Consider the following 25,572-nt stretch of genomic DNA (forward strand, 5'->3'; position numbering starts at 1 on the left):
ATTGAGTGATTTATATATTATTGGAAAGGGGAATGAAAGTTGATGAATGTATTAATGATAAACTTTCCAGCTGAGGGCCATGTTAATCCGACTCTTGGTGTAGTAAAAGCTTTAATTGATCGTGGAGATTCTGTTCATTACGTAACCACTGAAGAATTTAAAGAGAGAATTGAAGGTTTGGGTGCGAATGTATATCTTCATCCAAATCATTTAAAAGGATTCACACCTCAAAAAGTCATTAGTATCCATGAATTTATGCAAGTCCATTTAAAACTTTCCTATGATATTTTGGCTATTGTTCAAGAATTAGCTGATTCCATCCCATTTGATTATGTGTATCATGATACGTTTGGTGCGGGACTGCTGGTCAAAGACTATTTAAACATTCCTTCTATCTCTTCATCATCTTCCTTCGCTATTCCTCAGGAGCAATTCCTGAAAATGCTAGAAAGTGGCAGGGGTCTTCCTCTAAATCCATCGCAGGAAATGGAGAAAGAAAATTCAACTATAACGGAACGGATCCAGGAACGTTTCGGTGTGAAGGTAAAGCAACCCCTCCAATTTATGATGAATACTGCTGATTTGAATATTGTCTATACAAGCAGAGAGTTTCAACCAGGTGGAGAATTTATGGATGATTCATATGTATTTATCGGTCCTTCCATCACGAAACGGGTGCAAATACATGATTTTCCGTTAGAGGAACTGAAAGACCAGAAAGTACTGTATATTTCAATGGGTACCGTCTTGCAAGGGTTTGAATCTTTCTTTCAAACATGCGTAGAGGCTTTTAGGGACTTTGAGGGGAAAGTCATATTTTCAGTGGGCATGGCTACTGATTTAGCCAAGCTGCAGCCTTTACCGGAAAACTTCATTGTACGTAGATATTTACCGCAGCTTGAAGTTTTAAAGCATACGGACGTCTTCATTACTCATGGAGGTATGAATAGTACGAGTGAGGCTCTCTATTATGAAGTGCCCCTTGTCGTCATCCCCCAGACCTCAGATCAGCCTATGATCGCTAATCGATTAGAGGAACTTCAAGCCGGGTTTAGAATTGATCCACATGAAGTAAGCATAGAAAAGCTACAAGAATCCGTTCGACAGGTATTGTCCAATCCTGCTTATCGGGAAAATGCTAAGAAGTTGAGCAATAGCTTTAAAAAAGCAGGTGGAGCAAAAGAAGCTCTAACGGCTATAGATGAGTACTTAAAAAAGGTAAGTTCTGGTATCTCCTAAGGCATATAAGGGGTTCAGTCAGAAAAATGGTCGATTGACTCTGTATCACTCCTAGAAGAGATTATCGAAGTAACAGGTCAATTGAATCATAAACAGGCTCTTCGATGAAGATCCTATTTCATTTCCTATAACGTCTCATTATGTTAATTAGATTTGTATAGAGAATTCATTTGATCCATAGGTGTGGATTTGAAATAAAGTTGTACCGTTTGTAAAAAAAATCCACTGTTTTATCCCTTTGGATATGGTTATCCAAAGGGGTGTTTTTTATAGTGAAAAGGAAAAAGAACATCTGAATTGAAAAATCGATTAAGGAACTGTTGAGTGACAATAAGTTTTTCCGTTAAAGGGCCATATTCTTGAATAAAAGAGAAGGGATTATTTGTAAGTAAGTCGAAGTTAATGTCAGAAGATGTTATTTAGTTTAGCATTGGGACGTACTGCTCAACATTAAGGAGAAAGAAAATTATAAAGAAAGTGGGAGATCTATTGGATACAAAAGAGATATTGAAGCGATTCGAACAGGTGGCTACATACTATATTGAAGAGTTAAGTAAATATTCGTTAGATGAGTTTACAAGGAAGCCTTCTGAGGATGAATGGTCATTAGGACAAATGTACAATCATTTAATAAAGGTCACCCTTCTTCTTCATTTGAAAGCCATTAAGCAATGTGTAAATGGCACTACTTCTTCCGATGACGGTGAAAAAACAGAAATAGGCGAATCGATTTTCAAAGAAGGAACGTTTCCTCCAATCAGGTTAAAAGGTCCGGATACACCAGATTTCACACCGCCAAATCCTACAGGAAAAGAAGAAGTAAAGGAAGGACTGCTTCAAATCATTGAGAAAATGCAAGAGATAGAGAGAAAGCTCTCTGACATTCCGGCCAGCCATAAAGTTCAGCACCGAAGAATGGGATATTTAAATGCAGAGGAATATTTTCAGCTAATCGAAATGCATTTCCGGCACCACTTACGGCAAAAAGAACGTATCGATCAGTTTCTTTTAAAAGTAAGTAAGTAATCTTTATTGTTGAAGCAGTTATTGACTGTCGGAATATCAGCAGGAGCCCAGTTGAGGGAGTTTAAAGAGCTAAGAGGGTGCCATTCAAGTTAAACCAATAAGCAGTCTACAACGAAGGTTGATTATGAAACTGTTGAATGAAGAATAGAATTGTTCCGTTAAAGGGCGCTTTAATGGAGTAACGAAAAAAGCCCAATTTCTCAATTTTAATGCTGAGAAATTGGGCTTTTTAATATCGAAATTTCCTTAACGTTGTATCCGCATTTTCCTGACGCTACCCATTATAGAACTAACGGGTGCGTTAGCTGAAAATCGGAGCTTCTTTAAGGCAGCTCTTTTCGTGCGCCCGGCATGGGTGCAATCTATAGGGTGAAAGTCCCGAACCATGAAGGCAGTAGTAGTGGTTAGCTTAATGCAAGGGTGTCCACGGTGACGTGGAATCTGAAGGAAGCAAGCGGCAAACCTCCGGTCTGAGGAACACGAACTTCATATAAGGCTAGGTATCATTGGATGAGTTTGCGAAACAAAACAAAGTCCTTACTGCCGAAGGTGGTACAGAGTAAATGAAGCAGATAGATGGAGGGAAAGATTGCACTCTTACCCGGGGAGGTCTGATGACAGCCAAGTACACTTGGTAACCTGTCCAGTGATGGACAGCTGAATCATCAGAAGTCAGCAGAGGTCATAGTACTTGTCTACTCGAGAAGATAAGGAAGGACCGAACAGATTAAGGAGGATGAATACTAGGCGTTCGTTATCTGCGAAGAAGCAAACAATTCCTAACGGAACTTATTTGAAGGAAGAAGTGGTGAATACACGGGGAACTTCAAAAGGGCGGAGCAGATAAAGGCACAAATAGACCATTTATCCACGTAGAAAGGATATCAACGATGTTAATGGAACAGATACTAGAGAGGGAAAACTTAATACAGGCATTGAAGCGTGTAGAAAGAAATAAGGGAAGCCATGGTGTAGATGGAATGCCGGTTCAAAACCTGAGACCGCACCTCGTAACCGAATGGTACAACATGAAAACTGCCCTTTTACAGGGTACCTATCAACCGCAGCCCGTCCGTCGTATCGAAATCCCGAAACCAAACGGCGGAGTTCGGCTATTGGGTATTCCAACCGTTCTAGACCGTTTCATTCAACAAGCCATTGCCCAAATATTGACCAAGATATATGACTCATCCTTTTCGGAGAATAGCTATGGATTTCGCCCTAACAAACAAGGGCACCAGGCGGTTCGAAAGGCAAAGTCCTATATAACCGAAGGTTATACATGGGTAGTGGATATGGACTTGGAGAAGTTCTTCTTCGATAAAGTGAATCATGACAAGCTCATGGGAATGTTAGAGCGGGAAATTGAAGATAAACGAGTTCTCAAACTGATTCGAAAATTCCTTCAAGCAGGCATTATGATAGGCGGACTTTTTCATAAAAGTGAGGAGGGAACTCCGCAAGGAGGTCCGTTAAGTCCTTTATTATCTAATATCATGTTAGACGACTTAGATAAAGAACTAGAGAAACGCAATCTTCGATTCGTAAGGTATGCGGATGACAGTACTATCTTTGTGAAGACACGAAAAGCCGCCAAACGTGCAATGGGAAATATCTCAAGCTTCATTGAAAATAAACTGAAGCTAAAGGTCAACTACGAGAAGTCGAAGTATGATCGCCCTTGGAACAGAACGTTTCTCGGTTTTAGTTTCACGAAGTCAAAGAAGAACCCGAAGGTTCTACTGGCTAAACAAACGGTGAAGAGAGTAAAGAAACGAATCAGGGAAATGTCCTCGAGAAAATTACCGATACCCATGAAACTCCGAATAAATAAGTTAAAGCAATACCTTAGAGGTTGGATGGGGTATTTCGCCCTCATTGATACTCCGAACGTATTGAAGAATTTAGATTCATGGATTCGAAGAAGACTCAGGATGTGCCTATGGAAGCAATGGAAATTGCCAAGAACGAGGGTGAGGAAACTCAAAGGATTAGGCGTCCCATTTGGAAAAGCCTATGAATGGGGAAATAGCAGAAAAGGCTATTGGCGCATAGCGCATAGTCCTATTCTAGATAAAACCCTTAATAATGTTTATTGGCTCCATCATGGGTTAGTAAATCTATATGAACGATATACAAAACTACGTCAGACTTAAACTGAACCGCCGTATACCGAACGGTATGTACGGTGGTGTGAGAGGTCGGAGGCTAGGCGCCTCCTCCTACTCGATTTTATGCAACTATCGGGGCAGTTTAGTTGAATAAGGAAAATAGAAGGATTTTACATTTTTTCGAAGAAGTACTTTCTTTACGTAGTTAAAAATCGAAATGAAATGAGGTGAAGAGATTAAAAAATTAATTATTATAAGCCTACTATTAATTGCAACTGGTTCTATATGGATGGTATATGAAACTGAAAATGTGAAATTTCCAAGCCCTTCAACGCTTAAACAGGATAAGGAAGGGTTTTCACCAAACGGATTATCTCCAGGTAGCGAATCTGAGTACGATATTAATATGGAAATGGATGTTGAAGGGAATTTTAAAATCCATTCAACTACTTCTATTAAAAATATCTCTACTGATAAATGGGAACAGTTAATGTTTTACTTTATTCCAAATATGTTTACCGAAACTAATTCATACTTAGAAAAACCATCTAATGTTAAAGTCGAAAGCATCAATCTTGATGGAAAAACAGTAAAGTTCAATCTTGAAAAGGATACGTTAACAGTTCCTTTAAATGAAAAATTAGAACCAAATCAAAATGTAGTTGTGGACATTAAGTATGAATTCACTCTTCCAGAGAAGGGTTTAAGATTTACCAAAAATGAAAATAATTATTTTTTAGCACAATGGTATCCTATGATTGCCACATATAGAAACCATAAATGGAATAAGGAAGCGTATCGGTTTAAAGGTGAGACCTATCATACTGCATTTAGTGATTTCAAAATACAATACAAATTGCCAAAAGATTTAACCATAATTTCATCAAGCGATAATGATAGGTATCCAAGTGAACGTACAGGCGTTTTAGAAGGGGAAAACTTAAAAGATTTTTATATTTCATTATTGAAGGAGCCGAATGTGATACAAAAGAAGACAGGTGACATTACAATAAGAGTATTTAGGGTTGATGAAAAGAAAGAATTACATAAAGAAATAAGTGAGATTGCTAGTGAAGCAATGAATTACTTTCAAGATACTATTGGACCTTATCCTCATAAGCAACTGGATATTATTTTAGATGAATTAGGAATGGAATATCCAGGTGTAGTAACAGCTGGTTCTATTTATAATCGTCTTGAAAGTCCTGAACATCTGAAGCGTACAGTCGTTCACGAAATTGCTCATCAATGGTTTTATGGGGTTATAAGTAATGATCCTTATCACGATGCCTGGCTGGATGAAGGTATAACAACGCTCGCTACTTTGTTGTTTTATGCAAATCAAGGTAATGATATTTCCTTTGATGAAGAGCTCTTTAGGGAATTTACTTTACCTGTAAACTTACCATTAGATAAATACTCTTCTAACGAACAGAGTAATTATATTTATGGAAAATCTGCCTCAATGCTCTGGAAAGTTTTTCGGAAAAATGGTGGGGAATTAAAAGCAGAAGATTTTCTCGAAAATTATTATGATCATTATCAATATAAAGAAGTAGATACTCAAGAATTTGTGAGATTTTTAAAATACTATTTGAACTTAAAAGATGACGTTTATTTTAAAGATTGGATTTTATTAGAGAATAACAACGGGAATTTAAACTAAAGTCATTTAATATATCTCATTTATTTTCTTTTCTTAATGAAATAACGGGTGCTTTAGCTGAAGATCAGAGCTGTCTTTAAGGTAGCTTTTTCTTTATGGAACTATCGGGGCGGGTTACTTGAAGAAGAGCTATGTTAAAAGCCCAACCAATGTTACTAATTTATGGTAACATTAAATTAATGAATTTTATTAGGAGAGCTAAAATTATGGGTATTATACTTTCAATTTTTTCCGCCATTATTGGATTATTTATTCTATATATAGTTATCGAAACAGCAGTAAGGAAAGGAATAAACAGTTCAATAATTGGTCAATTTATTGAAAATAAGTATGGAATTAAAGAAGATAAAAAGTCTTTTCTTGATGATGATTTAGATAATGATAAATAAATTGGATTTTTAAGCTAACGGGTGCATTAGCTACGAAATTTGGCACTAAAGGATTTGAAATAAGGATGTATTAAAACAAATACCTTTTGCCAAGAAGCTTCTTGCCATTAAGGGAATTAGTGAAATTTCTTTAGCCGGAATATTAGGTGAAGCAGGAGATTTAAGTGGTTTTTCACACGGTAATTCTTTACTTCGGCACGCTGGGTTGCATCTGGCTGAAGCAAGCTCTGGAAAGTGGAAAGGCCAAATTGTCATTTCTAAGCGAGGGCGGTCCAGGCTAAGGCGTTTCCTTTACTTAGCTACCATGAGCCTTGTGATGGATAACACGGAATTTCGAGCCATTCACACCCATAATGTTAAGGTGAAAAAAATGAAGAAAATGAAATCGATTATGAAATTGGTAGGTAAGCTAGCCAGGATATTTGTTGGAATAGCACGCAGAAACGAGTCTTATTGTGCAGATAAAGTTCAACCTATAACTGAACTGGTTGCGTAGTTTTAAAGGGGGATTTTTTAATAGGGTTCTCGAAGGGAACCTTCAAAAACTAATTTTCATAGACTTTTTCTTTTTACGAATGTTGGCTTATTCATAGGATTTCAAATATGTACGGAGTGCCAGATTTCTTGAACAAAAGGGCACCGACCCATCAGGATAGCATAACTGGCCTCCACCCCTTGGATAGGCATGACGAAGGAATGAGAGGGAAAGCTTCCAGGGGCGGCGTGGAGAATGTGCATTATATGGTAAAATATGGAGAGTTGTACAACTCCTTTATTTCACTATGCCTTCACAAAATCTTCATGTCCTGAAATCACTCCATTTAACCGTGAACTTATATTCAATGGTGATGAAATCCTGCGAATAAGCGAGTATTTGTGAGAAAATCATATTAAACTGAGGGAGTTCATCAAGCATATTGTATTCGAACTGTGCAATAAATACTAAACCATGAGAATAGAAAAATGATATTTAAATCTAATTATTGGGTTTTTATGGTAAAATGAGATAACTTTAAATCATATGTAGAAGAAATGGAACAATTCCTTATAAAAAAGCACATTGAAAATAAATATGAGAATGATGAGTATCAAGACGAAGCAGACGAAGACGAGGATAGTCATTTTATGCAAAGTATAGCTGTGTGATTAATATGGAACAACAAGCAACCACCTATACAATATTAATAGAGGAGAGGAATGCCTTATGAAAAAACGTAGTCAAATTACATTTGCAAGTCTGGCCCTATTAATAACTGGAAGTTCCCTGCTATACACATCGCCAACCTCAATTGCAAAAGTAGAGCCCACTCATAATGTATCTAGTTCGTTACAAACAAGCACTCAACGAGATCATAATTCCGTCAAGCAAGCAATGCGGGATACATTGCAACTTGGATTCCCGGGGATACTTGCTAAAACTTCCGAGGATGGAAAAACGTGGGGTTATGCCGCTGGGGTAGCGAATCTGAGCACCAAGAAACCAATGAAAACAGATTTTCGCTTTCGCATTGGCAGCGTGACGAAGACGTTCACCGCAACGGTTGTACTTCAATTAGCTGGAGAGAACCGCTTGAATCTAGACGACTCCATCGAAAAATGGTTGCCTGGTGTCATTCAAGGAAACGGATATAATGGTAAACAGATTACCATCCGGCAGATATTGAACCATACAAGTGGTATCGCTGAATACTCAAGGTCAAAAGACGCTGATTTTATGGATACAAAAAAATCGTATACGGCTGAAGAACTAGTGAAGATGGGGATTTCTCTGCCCCCAGACTTTGTCCCAGGAAAGGGCTGGTCTTATTCAAACACAGGATACGTATTACTGGGTATTCTTATTGAAAAAGTAACCGGAAACAGCTACGCGGAAGAGATTGAAAATCGGATTATTGAACCGCTAGAATTGTCGGATACATTCCTACCTGGCAATTCAAGCGTTATTCCAGGCACCAAGCATGCTCGGGGATATTCCCAACCAGACGAAGCAAGTGAGATAAAAGACGTTACTTATTATAACCCAAGTGCAGGTAGCTCGGCTGGAGATATGATTTCTACTGCTGACGACTTAAATAAATTCTTCTCTTCCTTGCTCCGTGGCAAATTACTGAAGGAACAGCAACTAAAACAAATGCTTACTACAGTTCCTACAGGAAGAGCAGGAATTGATGGATATGGTCTTGGAATCTTTGAAACTAAGCTTCCAAATGGTGTCTCGATATGGGGACACACAGGTGGCATTCTAGGGTTTTCTACTATTGCTGGAGGTACACTTGGAGGCAAGCATACGTTGGTCGTCAGTTTGAACAGTTTGGGTAGAGATAACAGTCCTAATCCTTTTAAAAATATTTTACTTGCTGAATTTAGCAAGTAGGCAAAAAGGAAAAACGGAAAAATTTTGTCATAGTTTTTATAGTTAAAAATATATCTTTCTGGTTCAAAAGCCCCAATTTACTTTTAAAAACAGTTAGCTATTAAGCAAGAAAAAGTTAACTCCTTCTTAAATAACGGTTAATGCATTAAAATGTTGCAAAAACTATTAAATTTCTAATGAGCGATGAAGTAGATTGGATTACAGGTTAGATTATTCATTCAGAAGGTGGATTTAAAAGGTAAATTAAACAAAAAAGGCTTTGGTTCTAGAACCTTTTTGTTGTATTAAATTCCAAGGATAGATATCAATTTGTGAAAGATTGTACTTAAACTAACGGGTGCGTTAGTTGTTTAGAAAAAGTAAAAAAAGTCGATTCCTTAACGTAAAGGAAATCGACTTTTTAGGTTGGAATTCTCTTAGTGTATAAAATTTCCGAAATGGGCGGTATAGCTGCTACCGTTCGTAAAAGGACATTTTTACAAAGCATAGAGCCCATCTTCAAAGATGGGTTCTATGCTTTGAGTTTAGTTAAGTATTTACGCGTTAAGTTTTTTGGTAGCTTCCAATAAGCTGCTTTTATGTAAACCAATTTTTTGCTTTTCTAGTGTATAGACATAGAAAAACCCCGAATAAGGGACCTTTTTCGAAATGTCCATTATTCGGGATATAGTTCATGAAAGGGTGGTTTTTTTATTTAGATACAGGTATGACTGCACCTTTATATTTTTCAGTAATGAAGTCTTGTATTTCTTTAGAGTGAAGTACTTCTACTAACGCTTTTACTGTCTCTTTATTTTCATCACCCTTACGTACAGTGATAATGTTTCCATATGGATTATCTTCACCCGATTCAAGAGCGATTGGATCTTTAAGCGGATCTAACCCTGCATCTAACGCATAGTTAGCATTAATAACAACCGCATCACCTTCGTTGTTATTATAAATTTGAGGTAATAGGCCACCTTCTATATCTGCATTAAAAGTTAAGTTTTTAGGATTATCTACAATATCATTAATAGTAGCTTCTGTTTTATTGAGGCCTTCTTTTAGCTTAATAACGCCTTCTTTTTCAAAAATAGATAGAATACGTCCTTGTTCAGCTACAGCATTACGCATAATAACTGTACCGTTTTTTGGAAGATCTTTTAAGCTATCATACTTTTTTGAGTAAATACCGATTGGCTCAATATGAATAGCACCCGCATTTACAAAGTCATAGTCTGGATTCTCTTTTAACACTGATTTAAGATATGGAACGTGTTGGAAATAATTTGCATCAATCTCTTCATCAGCTAACGCTGTGTTCGGTATAATATAATCTTGGAATGTTTTAATTTCTAAATCAATTCCCTTTTCCTTTAATAATGGCTTTGCCTCTTCTAAAATTTCAGCATGCGGAATGTTTGATGCACCCACAAGGATTTTCTTTTCTTTGTCTGAAGAATCTGATCCGCCGTTAGACGTACCGCAAGCTGCTAAACCTAATACTAATGCTGAGGAAACTGCTAAAGTTGATATCCACTTTTTCATAATTCATTTCTCCCTTATCGTTTATCTATTTTTGTTGTAAATATATCACCTATAAATTGGATGAAAAAAGCAATGACTAAAATTAATACAGTTGCTACCAATGTTATATCGTTATTATTGCGCTGAAACCCTTCAAGATATAACAAATTACCTAAACCATCTGCACCAATTACCCCAGAAATAGCTGTATAACCAACTAGAGCGATTGTTGTAACTGTAAGACCTGAAATTAATGCTGGGCGCAGCTCTTAGTAGGTTAGTTTGTCCGAAGTATACAGGGGAAAGGAAAGTTTTTTCTCCTCAAAAAAACCTTTCTACACATGAGTAGAAAGGTTGGTTAAACAATCCTTTCTCTCATCTTCCAAAGCACATTGCTTTGCAGGAATTGGCACCATTTCAGTTAATTAACTGACGGTTGCCGGGCTTCACAGGGCACAGTCCCTCCACCTCTCTTGATAAGAGTAAACATTATATTCAATTAAACGAAATAATTTAAATTCAGAGTGAATATAGTACGAGAGTGATCTTATCATGACCAAATGGAAGTGTCAATCACAAAATTGTTCAATTAATGTGAATTGACGGATGATTTCATTAAATGTTTTATTCCTGTAGCCTTTGCGATTGCTTGTTCCAGGTCCTCAATTAAATCATCGACATGCTTGATTCTAACGGACAAGCGTATAAGATCTTTTGTTTTATGGAACTATAGTAGATGGTTTTTCTAAGAAAGGTGAATTAGTTTCAGTAAATATTTTAAATAAAATAAAGCATTAACTGTTCCCATTTATCAGTAGAGATCCCACGCGAAATATAAGGGGCCGTGCATTTATGACAGTAACAACAGAGCAAAAAGACAATTAATTAAATTAATTGTCTTTTTTATCCTACTTGGAATGGAGAAGAATATGAAAGGATTCCAGGATTTGTAGAAATTTAAAACTTCCTGACCCCCATCTCCATTTAGGAAGTTTTTTATTTTTTTCTCAATCCACTATAAAGTCTTATTAAGCATTAAATATCCGTTGCGGTGTAGCGGAACAAACAGTTGTAACGGAACAAATAGATGAGATGTTAATAGTAAGATTACCCATTACCCTGTCATTAACTATCACTTGTCCGGTAACAGCATCAAAACTTCGTAACTCTGCAAATATAGGTGTAAATGGTTCAGCGGTTGTAGTAAATCTAATGAGTGAACCTAGGATAGAAGTTCTTAAAAACTCACTTATTTCTCCTCGAGTCTGACATGCTTGTCCGATTGACGATAATGTTTTTCGTTTATGCCCCTTGTCCTTTCCTTTATCGCAGCAGAATGACTTATCGCAGCTGGATGACTTATGGCAACTGAATGGATTATGACCGCAGAATGGATTATGACGGCATAATATATTTTGACAAAATTTCATATTTATCACTCCTTTTTCTACTATATATATGAGAAAAAGAAAAACATGCTTGTACAAATTTACTAAATTCCCTGCCTTTATCGTATCCGTCCTATTAGGCAATCTTATTAATAAGTATATTTCTAATGAATGTTTCGTAAATCGTTACTAAGTTGAAAAAGAGTTTGTGAAGGAATGGTCTTAAGTTAACGGGGGCGTCAGCTGAAGATCAGAGCTGTCTTTAAGGCAGCTTATTTTTATAGAGGGGGAGGATAGTTGAACAAGAAAATTAAAAAGCATTCTATATTGAATGCTTTCAGTTTGTAGACAAAAGGGGTTCGAAATTAAAAAATTCTGAACCCCTTTTGAAATTCCCTTTGAATTTTCGCCTAAAGTTAAGAGATTGGGGCTCTACGAGCCCACTATGTTAGGCCATTTTTGGACCTCGCCATGTCCAATTGGCCGTCTTCTTTAAATTAATGGCAGCGAAAGTAAGCATCGCCTGCATCGACAATTTTTTAAGTCCCCTTAAAGTAGTCCAACGCATACCATGCTTTTCTTTTGCATCTGCGAATACACGCTCAATCGTTTCTTTACGTTTTGCATATATAGGTTTTACATCTTGATGATGACGCAGATGATCTGCTTCTTCCACATGTGTTTGCCAGATATGCCGTGTCACCACTTTTTGACAGTCTTTGCTTTCTGTACACCGAGATAAAAATGAGCATGTTGTACAAATTTGTTTTGGCGATTTGTACTCGCGATAGCCCTCTTTATTTGTTGTTGAGTACTTTAAAGTTTCGCCCGAAGGGCAAAGGTAACAATCAAAATGTTCATCGTATACATAGTCCTGTTTGCGGAAAAATCCTTCTTTGGTGCGAGGACGTGTATAAGGTAAAGCCGGTATGATTTCTTTGTTAAATAGGTAGCTTGTAATCGCTGGTGTTTTATAAGCTGCATCTGCGGCAACGGCTTCCGGTTTTCCAACTTTCTCAATCACTTGTTCAACTAGTGGCTCTAAGATCTGACCGTCATGTGTATTTCCAGGTGTTACAATCGTTCCCAATACAAAACCGTTGCGGTCTGCGGCCGCGTGGAATGAATAGGCAAACTGTTTTGTTCGTTCATCTTTCACATAGTAGCCACTCTCAGAATCCGTTGTACTTTCTTTAATCTCTTTGGTCTCTTCTTTATCAAATTTATCTAGTGGAAAAGGCTTTTTTCCATGGTTTTCACGATCTTGATTGATTTCTTCTTGAAGACGTCCTTGATACGCTCGTGTTTCTTTACGAACGATTTTCTTTTCAAATTTCCGTTTATTCGCACTGGCTTTCACATGTGTGGAATCCACGAAAACGTGTTCAGCACTTATTAACTTTTTATTAGCAGCTGTCATTAAAATGCGATAGAAAATCTGTTCAAATAGGTCTGTATCTTTAAAGCGTCGCTCATAATTTTTCCCGAACGTAGAGAAATGAGGTACTTTATCATGGAAACCATAGCCTAAGAACCAACGGTAAGCCATATTGGTTTCAACTACTTCAATCGTTTTACGCATGGAACGAATACCGAAGGTATATTGAATGAAAGTCAGTTTAACTAAAATAACTGGATCAATACTTGGGCGTCCTACCTCTGAATACATATCTTTCACCAAGTCATAAATGAAAGTGAAGTCAATGGCAGCCTCCATTTTACGAACCAAATGGTTCGGTGGCACCAGTTGATCTAAAGTAATCTCGCTGAATAGAATCATGTTTAGAAAGCATCCTCATCACCTCAAGTTTTAATACTTCTATTTTAAAACAAAAATGACTCCAGGCAAAAGTGTTCTATCTAAAAGGTAAGACAAAGTTGATTGGAACGGAAGGTACGAGACTCCTGCGGGAAAAGCGCGTCTAGGGGAGACCCCGCAGGCGAAAGCCGAGGAGGCTTCCCGACCGCCCGCGGAAAGCGAGTGCCTGGAGTGGAAATCAACGTCCAAATTGTACAAGCCATAAAAATAGACAAACTCGATTTTCATCGAGTTTGTCTACAGTCTGAAAGCATTCTATATTGAATGCTTTTTATCTTTATCATAATTTGGTGATGTACTAGAGTGTATTAATATGCGGTCTAACACTTTTTCAGTAAATGGCATAAAGTAATTAAGTATTAGCCCCCCTAAACAAACGGTTAATAAAGTTCCAACGCCAATGGGTCCATGTAAAATCATGGCCATTATCAAGAATACGAGGTAAATGAATGTTCTCGAAAATAATATATTTGTTCTAGTTAATTCTTGTATGATTAATGTTAATCGGTCAACTGGAATGGGTGCAAAATTTGTGTGTAAATATGTTGCAGTTCCTAATCCTATAACAACTAAGCCGATTCCAAAACAAACAAATTTGCTGTACCATAGTTCAGGTGTTATCAAATTGTGCAATAAAAAAAGCCACATATCAATACCAATACCCGTTATAAATGCTGTTAACAACCCCAAAACTTCTGGTCTTTGCCTTTTTAATAATGAATTACAACCTATCAATATTAAAGCTATTATTATTTCCCAACTTCCCACAGTAAGCCCCACATTTATGGACAGTCCTACCAAAAGTGCATCAAAAGGTGAAGTTCCAAGGTCTGATTGTATAGTGAAAGAAATACCAAGGGTTAATATTAAAATTCCTAATACATAAAAAACATATTTCACTTTACTCGACCTCTTTATCATTATTTTTTATTGCAAATGCAACAAAGTTAGGTTAAATTTAATATATGACATTTTTATTGCATTTGCAACAAAAATATGTATTAAGGAGTAAATTATGAATGAAATTCTTCGTGAAATTGGAATGATTGCAAGGGCATTAGATTCTATAAGTAATATAGAATTTAAAGAATATGACCTTACAAAAGGGCAGTATTTGTACCTTGTGCGAATATGTGAAAACCCAGGAATCTTTCAAGAAAAGTTAGCTGAGATGATAAAAGTAGATCGAACAACAGCGGCTCGTGCTATAAAAAAACTTGAAATTAATGGCTTTATTGAAAAGAAAGAAGATAAACATAACAAAAAAATTAACAAACTCTTTCCAACAGAAAAAGGGAAAAATGTTTATCCTTTTATAAAAAGAGAAAATGATTATTCCAATATCGTTGCATTAGAGGGATTTTCCGAAAGAGAAGTAGAAACCATTTTCAACCTTCTTAAAAGAGTAAGAAAAAATATAGAAAAAGACTGGGAATTTGTAAAAAAGGGAAACAAGAGAAATTATTGATTATATAAAGGAGCGACATATATGACTATAAATATAAAAAAGTGTACCCTTGAAGATTCATGCAAACTTCAAGAAATTAGTTATGAAACATTTAATGAGACATTTAAGCATCAGAATTCACCCGAAAATATGAATGTCTATTTGGAAAGGGCATTTAACTTAAAACAATTAGAAATAGAATTATCCAATATTTCTTCGCAATTCTTTTTTGTTTATTTTGATAATGAAGTCACTGGATATTTAAAGGTCAATACCAATGATGCTCAGTCTGAAGAAATGGGTGCTGAATCACTTGAAATCGAGAGGATTTATATAAAGAAAAAATTTCAAAAACATGGGCTTGGTAAATATCTGCTAAATAAAGCTATGGAAATTGCGATGGAAAGTAATAAAAAGAAAATCTGGCTAGGCGTATGGGAAAAAAATGAAAATGCTATTGCCTTTTATAAGAAACTGGGGTTTGTTCAAACTGGAGCCCACTCCTTTTTTATGGGTGATGAAGAACAAATGGACCTTATAATGACCAAAACACTCATATAACTTTTTTTGAAAGGTGTATATTCCAAAATATTATAAGAATTTGGGATTTTGTTCAAAAAAACTCTTTTGGCAGGATTGTCACAACAGTACAAGGAAAACCAATTGCCACTCATTTGCCTTTGGGGTTAAATAAAAAAGGTGATGATTACTATATTACTGGGCATTTGGCTTATGGAAATCCTCAGTGGAGAACATTTGAAATCTGTTTCAGGGATCGTACGCTTACATTTCTTCTTCTTGGTATGGGCATGAAGAAGTTCCAACATGGAATTATCAAGCCGTCCATGTATAGGGTAACGCAAGCATTTTAAAGAAAGATGAATTAATAGAAGAATTAACAATAATGCTGGAAAAATATGAAGAAAATCGTGAAAATCCTGTTTTATGGGATAAACTTTCTCCTCATCTCTGAAAGTGAACCGAAGGTATAGTTGGATTTAAGATTAAGGTGGGAGATATTCAGGCTGCTTATAAATTAAGTCAGAACAGAAATGAAACGGATTATATTAACATCATTGATAAATTACAAAATGAAGGAAATACAAATTCGAAACAAATGGCAGAACTGATGGAAAAGAGATTAAAAAATCACATATAAGCCCAATTTTTATTCAGCCCTCTGATGCAAGAATTAAAGAGCGGAACGGAGCTTTCATATTGGCAGTTACTCTTCAGATTGTAAAAGATTGTACGTAAAGTAAAAGGTGCGTCAGTTCATTAAAGAGCTGTGACGATGAAGTGACCCCATAAAGTTAGACACTTTATTTACTTAGGCAGCCTTGAGGCATGAACCCGGTAATCTGCCGGGCTCGCGCCGATGTTCTCGCTGGAATGAACAAAGGAATTCAAGGCTTCAAAATAAAAATCAACAAGATAGAGGGGAAAGCGAAGTTAAGTCAAAACCATTCATTACATCGGCAAGAGCAAGTTATTAATCACCTGGAACAGATCCAAAATACAGATGAGCAAAAAATTTCTTTTTTAATGAAAGCAAACCAAAAAAAATAACGCTGAATGTTACGGCGCTAACGGGAGTGTTGATCCAATAAGGATTTACACTCTTTTTGTTGAACTTCTTTAAACTGAGCGGATTTCAATATTAAGGAACACTTAGAAAGTTTATACACAAGTGCAGAAAAAATCAAACTAGTGATTCCCTACACAAAAGATGAATGAAGAAAGATTGTGGAGAAAAAATTTACTATTTGAAATTTTTCACGTTGCAACCAAATTAATAGTAATAATATTTTATGAATTAGAAAAAAATAGTGTTAGGGAAGGAGGGATTGCGAATGTCTGTGAAAAAGTGGGTAACAGGATTGGTCGTTGTGCTTGCAATGGTTGTAGTTGTGACAACTCTAGGCTCACTCGGCGTATTTGCCGAATCCGCTGTTGTAACTCAGCCTATGGAGACGGTGAAATCGATTGAGGTCGAGTTGAACGATGATTACTTTAATCCGAAAGTCATCACTATTCCGAATGGAACAGCTACAACATTGATATTGAAAAACAAAGGTACAAAAGAGCACACCTTCACACTGGAAAAGCTCGGAATTGACGTCGAGGTGCAGCCAGGAACAGAAAAAAACATTACCGTGAAACCGAAACAGCCCGGTACATATGAACTGATATGCCGGTACCATTTCAAGGAAGGAATGGTTGGAGAAGTAATAGTCAAATAAAAGGCAGGGCCAATAAGGCCTTGTCTTTTTAATAGGCAAAGAATATTTTTTTTATTACCCAGACATCATCATAACAGCTGATTTACTTATGCGAACTGATGTTCTGTACTTTGTATTATCGATTAAGTTTTAGAGAGATTTTCATTACACAGGATATTGATGTTTGGATTATTAATAATTGTTCCACCTCAAATAAATGGTAATATAATGTATCGTAACGTATAAACCATTTAGAAAGAGGTGGAAAGGTGTATTTTTTTAAACCTATTTCTGATGAGGTTCGTTTATCTCAAATAATATTCAATAAACATAAAAAAACGATGAAGCTCATTTTAGGGTCTATTTTTGCATGTTTGGCTGCTATTCTACAGGCTGCTGGCTTTTTACCAGGTATAGGATTTTTTTTAAGTCCGCTAGCCACTGCACCTATTCTGTTATGTTCCATGTTTTCCATTCCATTTGGAGTAATGTCCTACTTTCTGACAATTATGTTGTTATTCATCCTACAGCCAACTGAACTAATTGTATTTCCCTTTACAACAGGATTGTTAGGACTTGGCATAGGGGCATCTTTTTACTTTTTTAGGAAGAGATTAAGTATTATTGCTACTGGTGCAATTCTTTTAATGTTAGGAATTATGAGTCTAATATTTATTTTTCACTTTCCAGTTTTAGGTCCAGCCGTCTCTGTTTCCTTTTCATTTCTTACAACTGGCTTTTTATTCGCTTTCATTTATAGCTGGTTATGGGTTGAAATTGCTTTAATCATTTTTAAAAGATTAAAAGTGATTATAATTTAGGTGGAATTTTATTTTATGATTCATGGAACTATTTCAAAAACAGTGCCTTGGTTAAAATCAGTCACTTTCATAGAGCCATAAACCGCTAAATATAATTTGGTTTGGTTCAGATTCGTCCCCAAACTAACATAATAGGCTGATTGAGACCCAAAATCATAATCGGTTTGTATCACACTAAAATCATTTTGTTCACCATTTGGCCTTACGATGGTATAAGCTAAAGCCCCTCGAACCTGAGGTTGGGATTCTTTCCGGGCAAGATCGGTAAACACAACGCTTCCCGTTAAACCAGGGATACTTTCCCCCATATAGGCTTGTACTCCTGTAAGTGCAGTTCCTCCAAACTTATCGGGTCTGGTATCTTTATGAAAATAACTAGTTAAAGGCTGAAGACGACTACCTGAAAGTGTTACTGCTTCATTGTAATAAGCAATTGTTTTCTCATCCAAAGTCGGATTTTCAGTGCAGCCCCTTATAATCGAAGCAGGAAAAGCACCTTCCCAACCTCGCCAGCCAAAGTTAATAAATCCTTCTTTGTCAGGTTCAGAATTCATGAAAGAAGCTTGAATAAGCTGAGTAACCGGTATTGGTTTATAATGAATGAATGAAAAAATCGACTCGACCAAATCCTGGCCGACATTTCCTGCATATTTAATATACTGATTATAAAACCTTTGAAATGAAATGCCTGGTATATTGCGAACCCCTTTGGCCATTACCATGAGCGTTTCCTGAATAGTTGTGGGAAGTTCATTAAAACGTGTGACAATGGGTGGATTATTGATGTATATATTCTTACCTACATCAATTTCAATTATTTTACCAGCGATTTCTAGATCGTCCTGGCTTAAGTTAAATGGATCATAGCCTGATCCACCATCTCCGGTTGTTAAAACAAGTTTTCCCGTTTCAGGTGAAAAGTTTAAACTATTGACCCCATTATGATTTAAAAATGGTCTTCTTAAGTTAAGTAATGTCCGTCGCTTTTGGGGTTGACCATTCGATTGTAAAATCCATTCTTCAATTGTATCAATATGATCATATTGAGTTTCTCTATTTATCCACCTTAGGTTTAAAGTTCTAGGATCACAAGGGTCAGGCTTAAAAGATTCAGGAAGAGCACCTGGTCCTTGTGTTCCAGCTAATGAATAATGAAGATAAAACAGACCGTTATAATAAAATTCGGGATGAAACGCTAGCCCCAGCAATCCCCGTTCATCATAACCGCCACCAGAAGCACCTAGTTTTAGGATTCGCGTGCGAATATCTAAAAAAGTCCTTATAACTCCGTTTCCTATGTAAAAGATCTCTCCTACCTGGGTTGCAATAAATAATCTTTCAATTGAGTCACCTGGAAGTATAGTTGTTTTCAAAACAGTAGGTAAATTTATCTTACTTGCAATGGGCCGTAAACCAACCTTAACTTTTATCAACTGATTTTGCACTCCTTCCTATTGTTTTCTTTTATAAGAATATGATTAGGACTGTCTATTAGTACCAAATTAGGCCGGGAAATCCGATAAGGCATTGCACCACTTTCCGCATGAGCGTAATTAAACGAAAGGAGTGCTTTAGTTTAACTAAAATAATTGGAACTTTTAAGAATGAGGATAAATTCAAGTTCAAAAGACTCCACACTATTGAAATTGTGAAAAAATGTACTTAAACTAAAGGGGGAGAGTGGTTGGATAAATATGTTAAATATAAATGTTAGGGGGAGTTGAATGAAAATGAATGACGAAAAAATTGGCTCGGCCAGCGGAGTGGTAATAGCTGTAAGTAAGAGTGATAAACACACATTCAGTAAGGGAAATTGCAATAGTATAAAACTGTTGAAAGGTTTGGGCGTAGAAGGAGATGCCCACTTAGGTAAAACTGTTAAGCATCGTTCACGTGTAGCGGCTAACCCAAATCAACCTAATCTGCGACAAGTTCACCTAATCCACTCAGAATTATTAGATGAATTGAAAGATAGGTTTAATGTTACAGCTGGACAAATGGGTGAAAATATTACCACAAGAGGTATTGATCTGCTTGAATTACCGAGGGAGTCGTTACTATATATTGGGGAAACAGCAGTTATAAAAGTAACGGGCTTACGAAATCCATGTGTCCAAATTGATCAATTCAAATCAGGACTTATGAACGCTGTTTTAGACCGGGATAAGCATGGGAACTTGATACGTAAAGCAGGAATAATGAGCATAGTTTTGGAAAGTGGTGAGGTTCACCCGGGAGACCTGGTTAGAATTCAATTACCCCCATTACCTCATAGCCCTCTTGAAAGGGTATAAGGTATTCAATAAAAACTGTTTTTATTTTTTTAGTAAAACAAATCAAACTAACTGGTAGCTTTACTTCAATTAGGGGGTTGCTGAGGTAGGATTTTCCTTATCAAAATAAACCCAGTAAAAACGCATTTTAAAAAAAGGCTGAGCCTTATGAGTAATCTGATTGAGTTTGGTAGATCGTTAAACAATTCCAATCATAGCATATTAAGTAGAGGCTAGCGCGACGACCAAAAAAGGATTAATCTCCCATGAGTGCTACCCATAAAGGGTGCGACAGTCGGTGGTACACCGTGGTCGTCGGAGTCAGACTAACGGATGGGCTCAAAGGCACCATAGTTCAACGACCTTCTTCGCCAGCCATTAAAACATTATCGACATAGAGACCAATTTTCATTCTCTGTGGTGAAGCGCTGATTTTGCGCTTCATGGATGGCTAACGGGAGCAGGGTAGTTTGAATAAGATTTAAATAATTTTGATAATTTTCAATTCAAAATAGATGCATATCCGTTTCGGATCTATTCATTCATTCATATCCTATTAATACTAGGGAGGAGATGAATAGATGGCATCTAATGATGAATTAATTTGTCAAGAGTTTGCAAGAATTATCGGCGGCCAAGAAGGATTTGCGGGTGGAAAATGTGTGACAACCATAAATCGAAATGAAATAAAAGCAAAAATTTCAGGAAAACGTTTTAGAGTAACCTCTTCTTTCTCATTTGAATCAAGAGATGATAAGAATGGACGAGCATTGTGCCTAGGTAGGGTAGCACTCTTGCAAAAAGAAGTTGAGAATTTTGTTGCTTCCATTCTTAAACAAGGAATAATCGTTTCATCCATACACAATGAGTGGCTTTTTGATAATCCGAATTTGATTTACGTTAATATTGAAGCTGTTGCTGACCCATTAGTTTTTGCAAAGGAAGTCAGAAAAGCGTTAAGGAACTAACGGATTTCTCACTAGTGCTAAACCGGAGCAGTCATAAAAGGAAGAAAAGCAGCTGAAAACTGATTTTTAACGAACATAATACACAGTATATAAACCCAGTTTTGTTGAACGAACGGGTGCTTTAGCTGAAGAGCAGAGCTGTCTTTAAGACAGCTTTTTTGTATGGAACAAATTTATATAAGGAATAACTTGGTTTTTTGCACCTTCATTTAAAAGCCACTTATTTGCAGATCAACAGGGTAAGTAGAACCATTATTATGAATAGTGAAATTCCATATTATCAATAAAAAAAAGGTGCTTTTTAACTTTGGAAGGAGATGGTTTTATGAAAAAATTATTATTGATGGGATTTATTTTTTTATTTTCTCTAAACATGGTGGCTGGAACAACCAGTGCCTATGCTAAACCGCAGGTACAACGTATTAGCCAATCTGAGGTAAAGTTCGAAAATGAATTCAGGAGACTTTGGATTGATCACGTATTGTGGACAAGTAATTATATTACAAGTGCAACAACAGCTGGAACGGAGGATCAAAAACAGGTACTGGCTAGGCTTCTGAAAAATCAGGAGGAAATTGGTATTGCTGTAAAGCCAGTATACGGAGAGAAAGCTGGGAACAAACTTACGGATCTGCTTAAGGAGCATATTGTTATTGCGGGAAAGATTGTAGATGCGGGTAAAAGCGGAAATAATGCCTTGGTGCAACAGCTAAACAAAGAATGGTATAGAAATGCTGAAATAGCAGCTTTCCTTAGCGGTGCCAACCCCTATTTGAAAAATGAAGATCTAAAAAATTTGCTGTATATGCATCTGAAATTAGTGACAAATGATTTAACTTCAAGCTTAGCAAAAGATTGGAACGCAAGAATCGTTTCAATTGACGAAGGGCTCACACATATAATCCTAATGGCAGATACTATCTCTGCGGGTGTTGTAAAGCAGTTTCCGGATAAGTTTTAAAAAATAATCTTAAGAATCCTCCAGCATCATGAGTGTTAGTCAATAAAAGTGAAAACAACCTAGGCATTTAGCAAGTTCATGAAGGGATGTACTTAAACAAAAAGGTGCGTTAGCTTAAGATCGGAGCTGTATTTAGGTAGCTTTTTCTTTATGCAACTACCATGAAAATAAGTTTCTTTAAAAATGAAAAATGACTGGATTTAAGGTCAGTATCAGTATTGACACGTCCTAACCATTTTCATTCTTTGTGGTGAATCGCCGATTTTTGCGATTCATGGATGGCTAACGGGGCAGGATAGTTCGGGAATGATTTACCGAATTTTAGAGGGTCATATCGCTCTCTTTTCAAATGAAACAAGTCAAAAGCCATCGCCCTAAAATTGAGTGAAAAAAGCACCTTGCTTACCTATTAAATAGGCTGTTGCAAGGTGCTTTTATTATTTGTTTGAAAATTATCTGAATAAGGTTATAATGGAAAGTGTTGGAGGACCTAGCCAACAATTCACCCTTAGAGAATTGCCTTGTCCGCTACTTTCTAAGGGTGTATATTAATATTTTGACTCATATTTGGTTGAATATCCGGTATGGAATGATGGTGTGTAAGAGTTGGATTTGATTTTCCATTGAGGATGGCATTTAACACAACTAGTGTTATTGTACCCATCACTACTCCATTCCCACATATTAATTGGACTGTTTCCGGGAATTTATCGAATGCTTCAGGGACCCCCTTGATTGCTAGACCGACCCCTATTCCAAGAGCAATCGTCAATTGATTGGTAGGTTTGCTTAAATCCGCTTTGGCTACCATCCCTAAAGCTGCAGATAGAAGCATTCCAAACATTGGTATCATAGCCCCACCCAGAACAGGTAAAGGAATCATCGTCGTAAGACCGGCAACCTTAGGCACAAAAGCTAGAACGATCAGAATACAACCTGCCGTGATTACTACCGATCGCTGTGTTACTTTTGTCAGCAGGACCAAGCCCACATTTTGTGAGAAGGTAGAATGGTTAAAAGAGTTGAAGATACCACTTATGAAGCTCCCTATCCCTTCTGCACGAAGCCCCTTTTCCACATCTTTTTCGGTTATTTCCTTCCCGCATACTTCCCCGAGTGTCAAAAAGACGCCTATGCTTTCAACAGCAATGATTAAAGATATGATTGTCATAGTGATAATAGATGAAAAGTCGAAGGTGGGTACCCCAAAATAGAAAGGAGTCACCATTGTAAACCAGCTGGCCTCTGTAAAGCCAGAGGTATCGACCATACCTAAAAAACCAGCCAATATAGTACCAAGAACCATGGCAAAAAGAATTGAAACCGCTTTCACGAAACCTTTAGTAAGTGTATTCAACAAAAGGAAACTCAGTAGTGTAAAACATGCTAGCATTAGATTCATAGGATCTCCAAAGGTGGGGGAACCGCTTCCACCCGCTGCATTTTTCATGGCAACTGGCATTAATGACACGCCTATAATTAAAATGACGGAACCTGCAACAATTGGTGGGAAAAAGGGTATTAATTTACCAATTACTCCTGATAAAATAGCAACAATTATTCCAGATACCATAACTGCGCCTAAAACCCCGGTTATACTATGGACTGATCCTATAGCTATTACTGGCTCAACCACGATAAAAGAAACAGCCATTAAGGCCGGTAATCTTATACCAAATCCTTTACCGCCAATAACTTGAAGCAAGGTGACTATCCCACAGGCGAGTAAATCAAACGAGATCAGGTATATGATCTGTTCTTGTGTCAAGCCGATTGCAGGACCGACGATTAGTGGAACAGCTACCGCTCCTCCATACATTACACAAACATGCTGTAAACCTAACAATAGCGTGTTTACTTTGCTCAAATTTTCCATGATTGCCCCCTTTTAATTAGTAAGAGCTTTCCAATTATGTTGATTAATGAAATCGCCTCCTTGTGATTTTGTAAACGCTTCCTTATGGTCGGTTGAGTCGTTGTTTATTAAGAAACGGCATTTACAAAATTAATCTGTTTTTATATTATCACCGCCATAATGCTAAATCAAGACTATTTTTTGGAAAAATATGAATATTCTTTCTAGTGCATTCTGTATATAATTAAGAAGAATAGGGGGAGAAATATGTATTTAACGATTGAAAAAGCTTTGAAGCTTCCTGCCCTAAACCAAGTGGAAGTTATTGGAGGAAGTCAAGGGTTAACTCGGGTAATTAATTCAGTAAGTATAATGGATCATCCGGATATATCATGGATTAAACGAGGGGAACTCCTACTGACAACTGGTTATGTGTTTAAAGATGACCTGAATGCTCAAATCAATCTTGTTAGGGAATTGTCGAAAAGAGGAAGTGCTGGATTAGCTATCAAGATTAAGAGGTTTCTTTCTACGATTCCTCCTGGAATGGTAGAAGAAGCGAACAAGTACAAGTTCCCATTACTGGAGATTCCTTATGAAATGCCTTTATCCGACTTATTATTCAGCTTTACATATGAACTTGTTAATAAGGAGAAAGTGAAAAACAATGGAAAAGGAAGTTTTGAAGTTTTTCATTCTCTTTTGAATGGGGAAAATAGGAGTTCGTCTTTTATCCCCCAATTACAGGAATTTGGCTTTAATCCCGATAGGCCATATATTCTGCTCTTAATAAATGGAACGAAAGAAGAAGGGGATTCATTCTTTCCAATTGGCAGAATGTTGGAGAAATTAAACCAAACGGAAAGAAAAGATTTTAAGTATTGGAATATCGACTTCGATGGTCAATTGATTATCCTACAAGGAAAAGGAATGGTGACTGATGAACACCTACTTCTGCAGGCTAAAAGAATTGCCGTCCTTTTAGAAGGGCTTATATCCGAAGATAATCCTGGCACTTCACTATCCATGGGGTTAAGTAAGGTGAAAAAAGAAATCTTCAGTATGAAAGAAGGGTTTATTGAAGCTAAAAAGGCTATTCAACTTGGCTCGAGGGTTAACCCGACTAATATCAATGATTACGCAAGCGTTGAAGTTGAAGATTTAATAAATCAAATCCCTAAGGATGCCATAGCTAAATACGTGCTATCCATGATTCAACCGATTATTGAATATGATAAGGAAAATGAGGGGGAGTTGTTAAAAACGCTAGAAACCTATCTATTTTCAAGAGGGAGAATAGAAGATGCGGCACGAGCTTTGTTTGTTCATCGAAATACTGTAAAGTTCCGTTTGTCTAGAATTGAGGACTTATTAGGAGTTGATTTAAAATCGAGGGATATTGCTTTTAAATTGCAGTTTAGTATAAAAGCTGCGAAGTTATTATTACATGACTAGGTAAAGAAAGTGGATTTGAAGGAATCCGGAATCAAGTGTTACTGAACAT

Annotated in this window: 20 protein-coding genes, 4 pseudogenes and 1 riboswitch; of the genes and pseudogenes, 18 read left to right on the forward strand and 6 right to left on the reverse strand. The window is 36.7% G+C overall.

Annotation, left to right across the window (positions count from 1 at the left end; all coding sequences use genetic code 11):
* The first annotated feature begins 42 nt into the window (after positions 1 to 42).
* The 8 genes and pseudogenes from QFZ73_RS15505 to QFZ73_RS15540 all read left to right on the forward strand — a co-directional run bounded on the left by QFZ73_RS15505 (position 43) and on the right by QFZ73_RS15540 (position 8,805).
* On the forward strand, positions 43 to 1,239 hold the full coding sequence (locus QFZ73_RS15505; RefSeq protein WP_307272808.1) for a macrolide family glycosyltransferase: 1,197 nt from the start codon (positions 43 to 45) through the stop codon (positions 1,237 to 1,239).
* A gap of 489 nt (positions 1,240 to 1,728) precedes the next feature.
* Positions 1,729 to 2,265: a DinB family protein gene (locus tag QFZ73_RS15510; protein ID WP_307267765.1), complete on the forward strand. Its 537-nt coding sequence runs from the start codon at positions 1,729 to 1,731 to the stop codon at positions 2,263 to 2,265.
* Between the two features lie 691 nt (positions 2,266 to 2,956).
* The gene (locus QFZ73_RS15515) at positions 2,957 to 3,112 is read left to right on the forward strand and encodes a hypothetical protein (RefSeq protein WP_307262143.1); all 156 of its coding nucleotides are present in this window, start codon (positions 2,957 to 2,959) and stop codon (positions 3,110 to 3,112) included.
* 43 nt (positions 3,113 to 3,155) lie between these two features.
* Complete coding sequence (gene ltrA / locus QFZ73_RS15520) at positions 3,156 to 4,421, forward strand: group II intron reverse transcriptase/maturase (protein ID WP_307267768.1); 1,266 nt, start codon at positions 3,156 to 3,158, stop codon at positions 4,419 to 4,421.
* 244 nt (positions 4,422 to 4,665) lie between these two features.
* Positions 4,666 to 6,042 carry a M1 family metallopeptidase gene (locus QFZ73_RS15525; protein WP_307267773.1) on the forward strand — a complete coding sequence of 459 codons (1,377 nt, stop codon included), beginning with the start codon at positions 4,666 to 4,668 and terminating at the stop codon, positions 6,040 to 6,042.
* A gap of 206 nt (positions 6,043 to 6,248) precedes the next feature.
* Positions 6,249 to 6,431, forward strand: coding sequence for a hypothetical protein (locus QFZ73_RS15530; protein ID WP_251437978.1), 183 nt, complete (start codon positions 6,249 to 6,251; stop codon positions 6,429 to 6,431).
* 64 nt (positions 6,432 to 6,495) lie between these two features.
* Positions 6,496 to 6,927, forward strand: a pseudogene (locus QFZ73_RS15535) (IS110 family transposase); the annotation flags it as partial.
* A gap of 708 nt (positions 6,928 to 7,635) precedes the next feature.
* Positions 7,636 to 8,805, forward strand: coding sequence for a serine hydrolase domain-containing protein (locus QFZ73_RS15540; RefSeq protein WP_251437977.1), 1,170 nt, complete (start codon positions 7,636 to 7,638; stop codon positions 8,803 to 8,805).
* Between the two features lie 690 nt (positions 8,806 to 9,495).
* On the opposite strand, the gene QFZ73_RS15545 is transcribed toward QFZ73_RS15540, so the two are convergent.
* From QFZ73_RS15545 to QFZ73_RS15560, 4 genes and pseudogenes are all read right to left on the reverse strand, one after another.
* Entirely contained in the window at positions 9,496 to 10,335 is an 840-nt protein-coding gene (locus QFZ73_RS15545; protein ID WP_251437976.1) for a MetQ/NlpA family ABC transporter substrate-binding protein, read from the reverse strand.
* 14 nt (positions 10,336 to 10,349) lie between these two features.
* Positions 10,350 to 10,583: pseudogene (locus QFZ73_RS15550) on the reverse strand (ABC transporter permease); the annotation flags it as partial.
* Between the two features lie 103 nt (positions 10,584 to 10,686).
* Positions 10,687 to 10,797, reverse strand: a riboswitch (SAM riboswitch).
* 1,353 nt (positions 10,798 to 12,150) lie between these two features.
* A complete protein-coding gene (locus QFZ73_RS15555) occupies positions 12,151 to 13,482 on the reverse strand; it encodes an IS1182 family transposase (protein WP_373458940.1) in 1,332 nt (443 codons plus the stop codon).
* Positions 13,483 to 13,776: 294 nt separating this feature from the next.
* Entirely contained in the window at positions 13,777 to 14,421 is a 645-nt protein-coding gene (locus QFZ73_RS15560) for a YczE/YyaS/YitT family protein (protein WP_251437974.1), read from the reverse strand.
* Positions 14,422 to 14,536: 115 nt separating this feature from the next.
* Between QFZ73_RS15560 and QFZ73_RS15565 the strand changes: the two genes are divergently transcribed.
* The 6 genes and pseudogenes from QFZ73_RS15565 to QFZ73_RS15590 all read left to right on the forward strand — a co-directional run bounded on the left by QFZ73_RS15565 (position 14,537) and on the right by QFZ73_RS15590 (position 18,011).
* Positions 14,537 to 14,989 (forward strand): MarR family winged helix-turn-helix transcriptional regulator, encoded by a 453-nt coding sequence (locus QFZ73_RS15565; RefSeq protein ID WP_251437973.1) that lies wholly within the window; start codon positions 14,537 to 14,539, stop codon positions 14,987 to 14,989.
* 21 nt (positions 14,990 to 15,010) lie between these two features.
* Positions 15,011 to 15,529 (forward strand): spermidine/spermine N(1)-acetyltransferase, encoded by a 519-nt coding sequence (gene paiA / locus QFZ73_RS15570; RefSeq protein WP_307267782.1) that lies wholly within the window; start codon positions 15,011 to 15,013, stop codon positions 15,527 to 15,529.
* A gap of 13 nt (positions 15,530 to 15,542) precedes the next feature.
* Positions 15,543 to 16,127: pseudogene (locus QFZ73_RS15575) on the forward strand (FMN-binding negative transcriptional regulator).
* 215 nt (positions 16,128 to 16,342) lie between these two features.
* Positions 16,343 to 16,537: pseudogene (locus QFZ73_RS15580) on the forward strand (FMN-binding negative transcriptional regulator); the annotation flags it as partial.
* 284 nt (positions 16,538 to 16,821) lie between these two features.
* Entirely contained in the window at positions 16,822 to 17,211 is a 390-nt protein-coding gene (locus QFZ73_RS15585; RefSeq protein ID WP_307267785.1) for a cupredoxin domain-containing protein, read from the forward strand.
* A 248-nt stretch (positions 17,212 to 17,459) separates the two neighbouring features.
* On the forward strand, positions 17,460 to 18,011 hold the full coding sequence (locus tag QFZ73_RS15590; protein WP_307267788.1) for a hypothetical protein: 552 nt from the start codon (positions 17,460 to 17,462) through the stop codon (positions 18,009 to 18,011).
* A 20-nt stretch (positions 18,012 to 18,031) separates the two neighbouring features.
* On the opposite strand, the gene QFZ73_RS15595 is transcribed toward QFZ73_RS15590, so the two are convergent.
* Positions 18,032 to 19,444 carry a PQQ-dependent sugar dehydrogenase gene (locus QFZ73_RS15595; protein ID WP_307267791.1) on the reverse strand — a complete coding sequence of 471 codons (1,413 nt, stop codon included), beginning with the start codon at positions 19,442 to 19,444 and terminating at the stop codon, positions 18,032 to 18,034.
* A 297-nt stretch (positions 19,445 to 19,741) separates the two neighbouring features.
* Here QFZ73_RS15595 and QFZ73_RS15600 point away from each other — a divergent pair, with 297 nt between their 5' ends.
* From QFZ73_RS15600 to QFZ73_RS15610, 3 genes are all read left to right on the forward strand, one after another.
* A complete protein-coding gene (locus tag QFZ73_RS15600) occupies positions 19,742 to 20,305 on the forward strand; it encodes an MOSC domain-containing protein (RefSeq protein ID WP_307272811.1) in 564 nt (187 codons plus the stop codon).
* Between the two features lie 560 nt (positions 20,306 to 20,865).
* Positions 20,866 to 21,252, forward strand: coding sequence for a DUF1259 domain-containing protein (locus tag QFZ73_RS15605; protein WP_307267794.1), 387 nt, complete (start codon positions 20,866 to 20,868; stop codon positions 21,250 to 21,252).
* A 325-nt stretch (positions 21,253 to 21,577) separates the two neighbouring features.
* Positions 21,578 to 22,213, forward strand: a complete 636-nt coding sequence (locus QFZ73_RS15610) for a glycosyltransferase (RefSeq protein ID WP_307267797.1) — start codon at positions 21,578 to 21,580, stop codon at positions 22,211 to 22,213.
* Between the two features lie 535 nt (positions 22,214 to 22,748).
* Here QFZ73_RS15610 and QFZ73_RS15615 read toward each other — a convergent pair.
* Entirely contained in the window at positions 22,749 to 24,089 is a 1,341-nt protein-coding gene (locus QFZ73_RS15615; RefSeq protein ID WP_307267800.1) for a nucleobase:cation symporter-2 family protein, read from the reverse strand.
* Between the two features lie 246 nt (positions 24,090 to 24,335).
* Between QFZ73_RS15615 and QFZ73_RS15620 the strand changes: the two genes are divergently transcribed.
* Positions 24,336 to 25,523: a PucR family transcriptional regulator gene (locus tag QFZ73_RS15620; protein ID WP_251437965.1), complete on the forward strand. Its 1,188-nt coding sequence runs from the start codon at positions 24,336 to 24,338 to the stop codon at positions 25,521 to 25,523.
* The last annotated feature ends 49 nt before the right edge of the window (positions 25,524 to 25,572 follow it).

The sequence above is a fragment of the Peribacillus sp. V2I11 genome (assembly GCF_030817135.1).
In the GTDB taxonomy this organism is placed as follows: domain Bacteria; phylum Bacillota; class Bacilli; order Bacillales; family DSM-1321; genus Peribacillus; species Peribacillus simplex.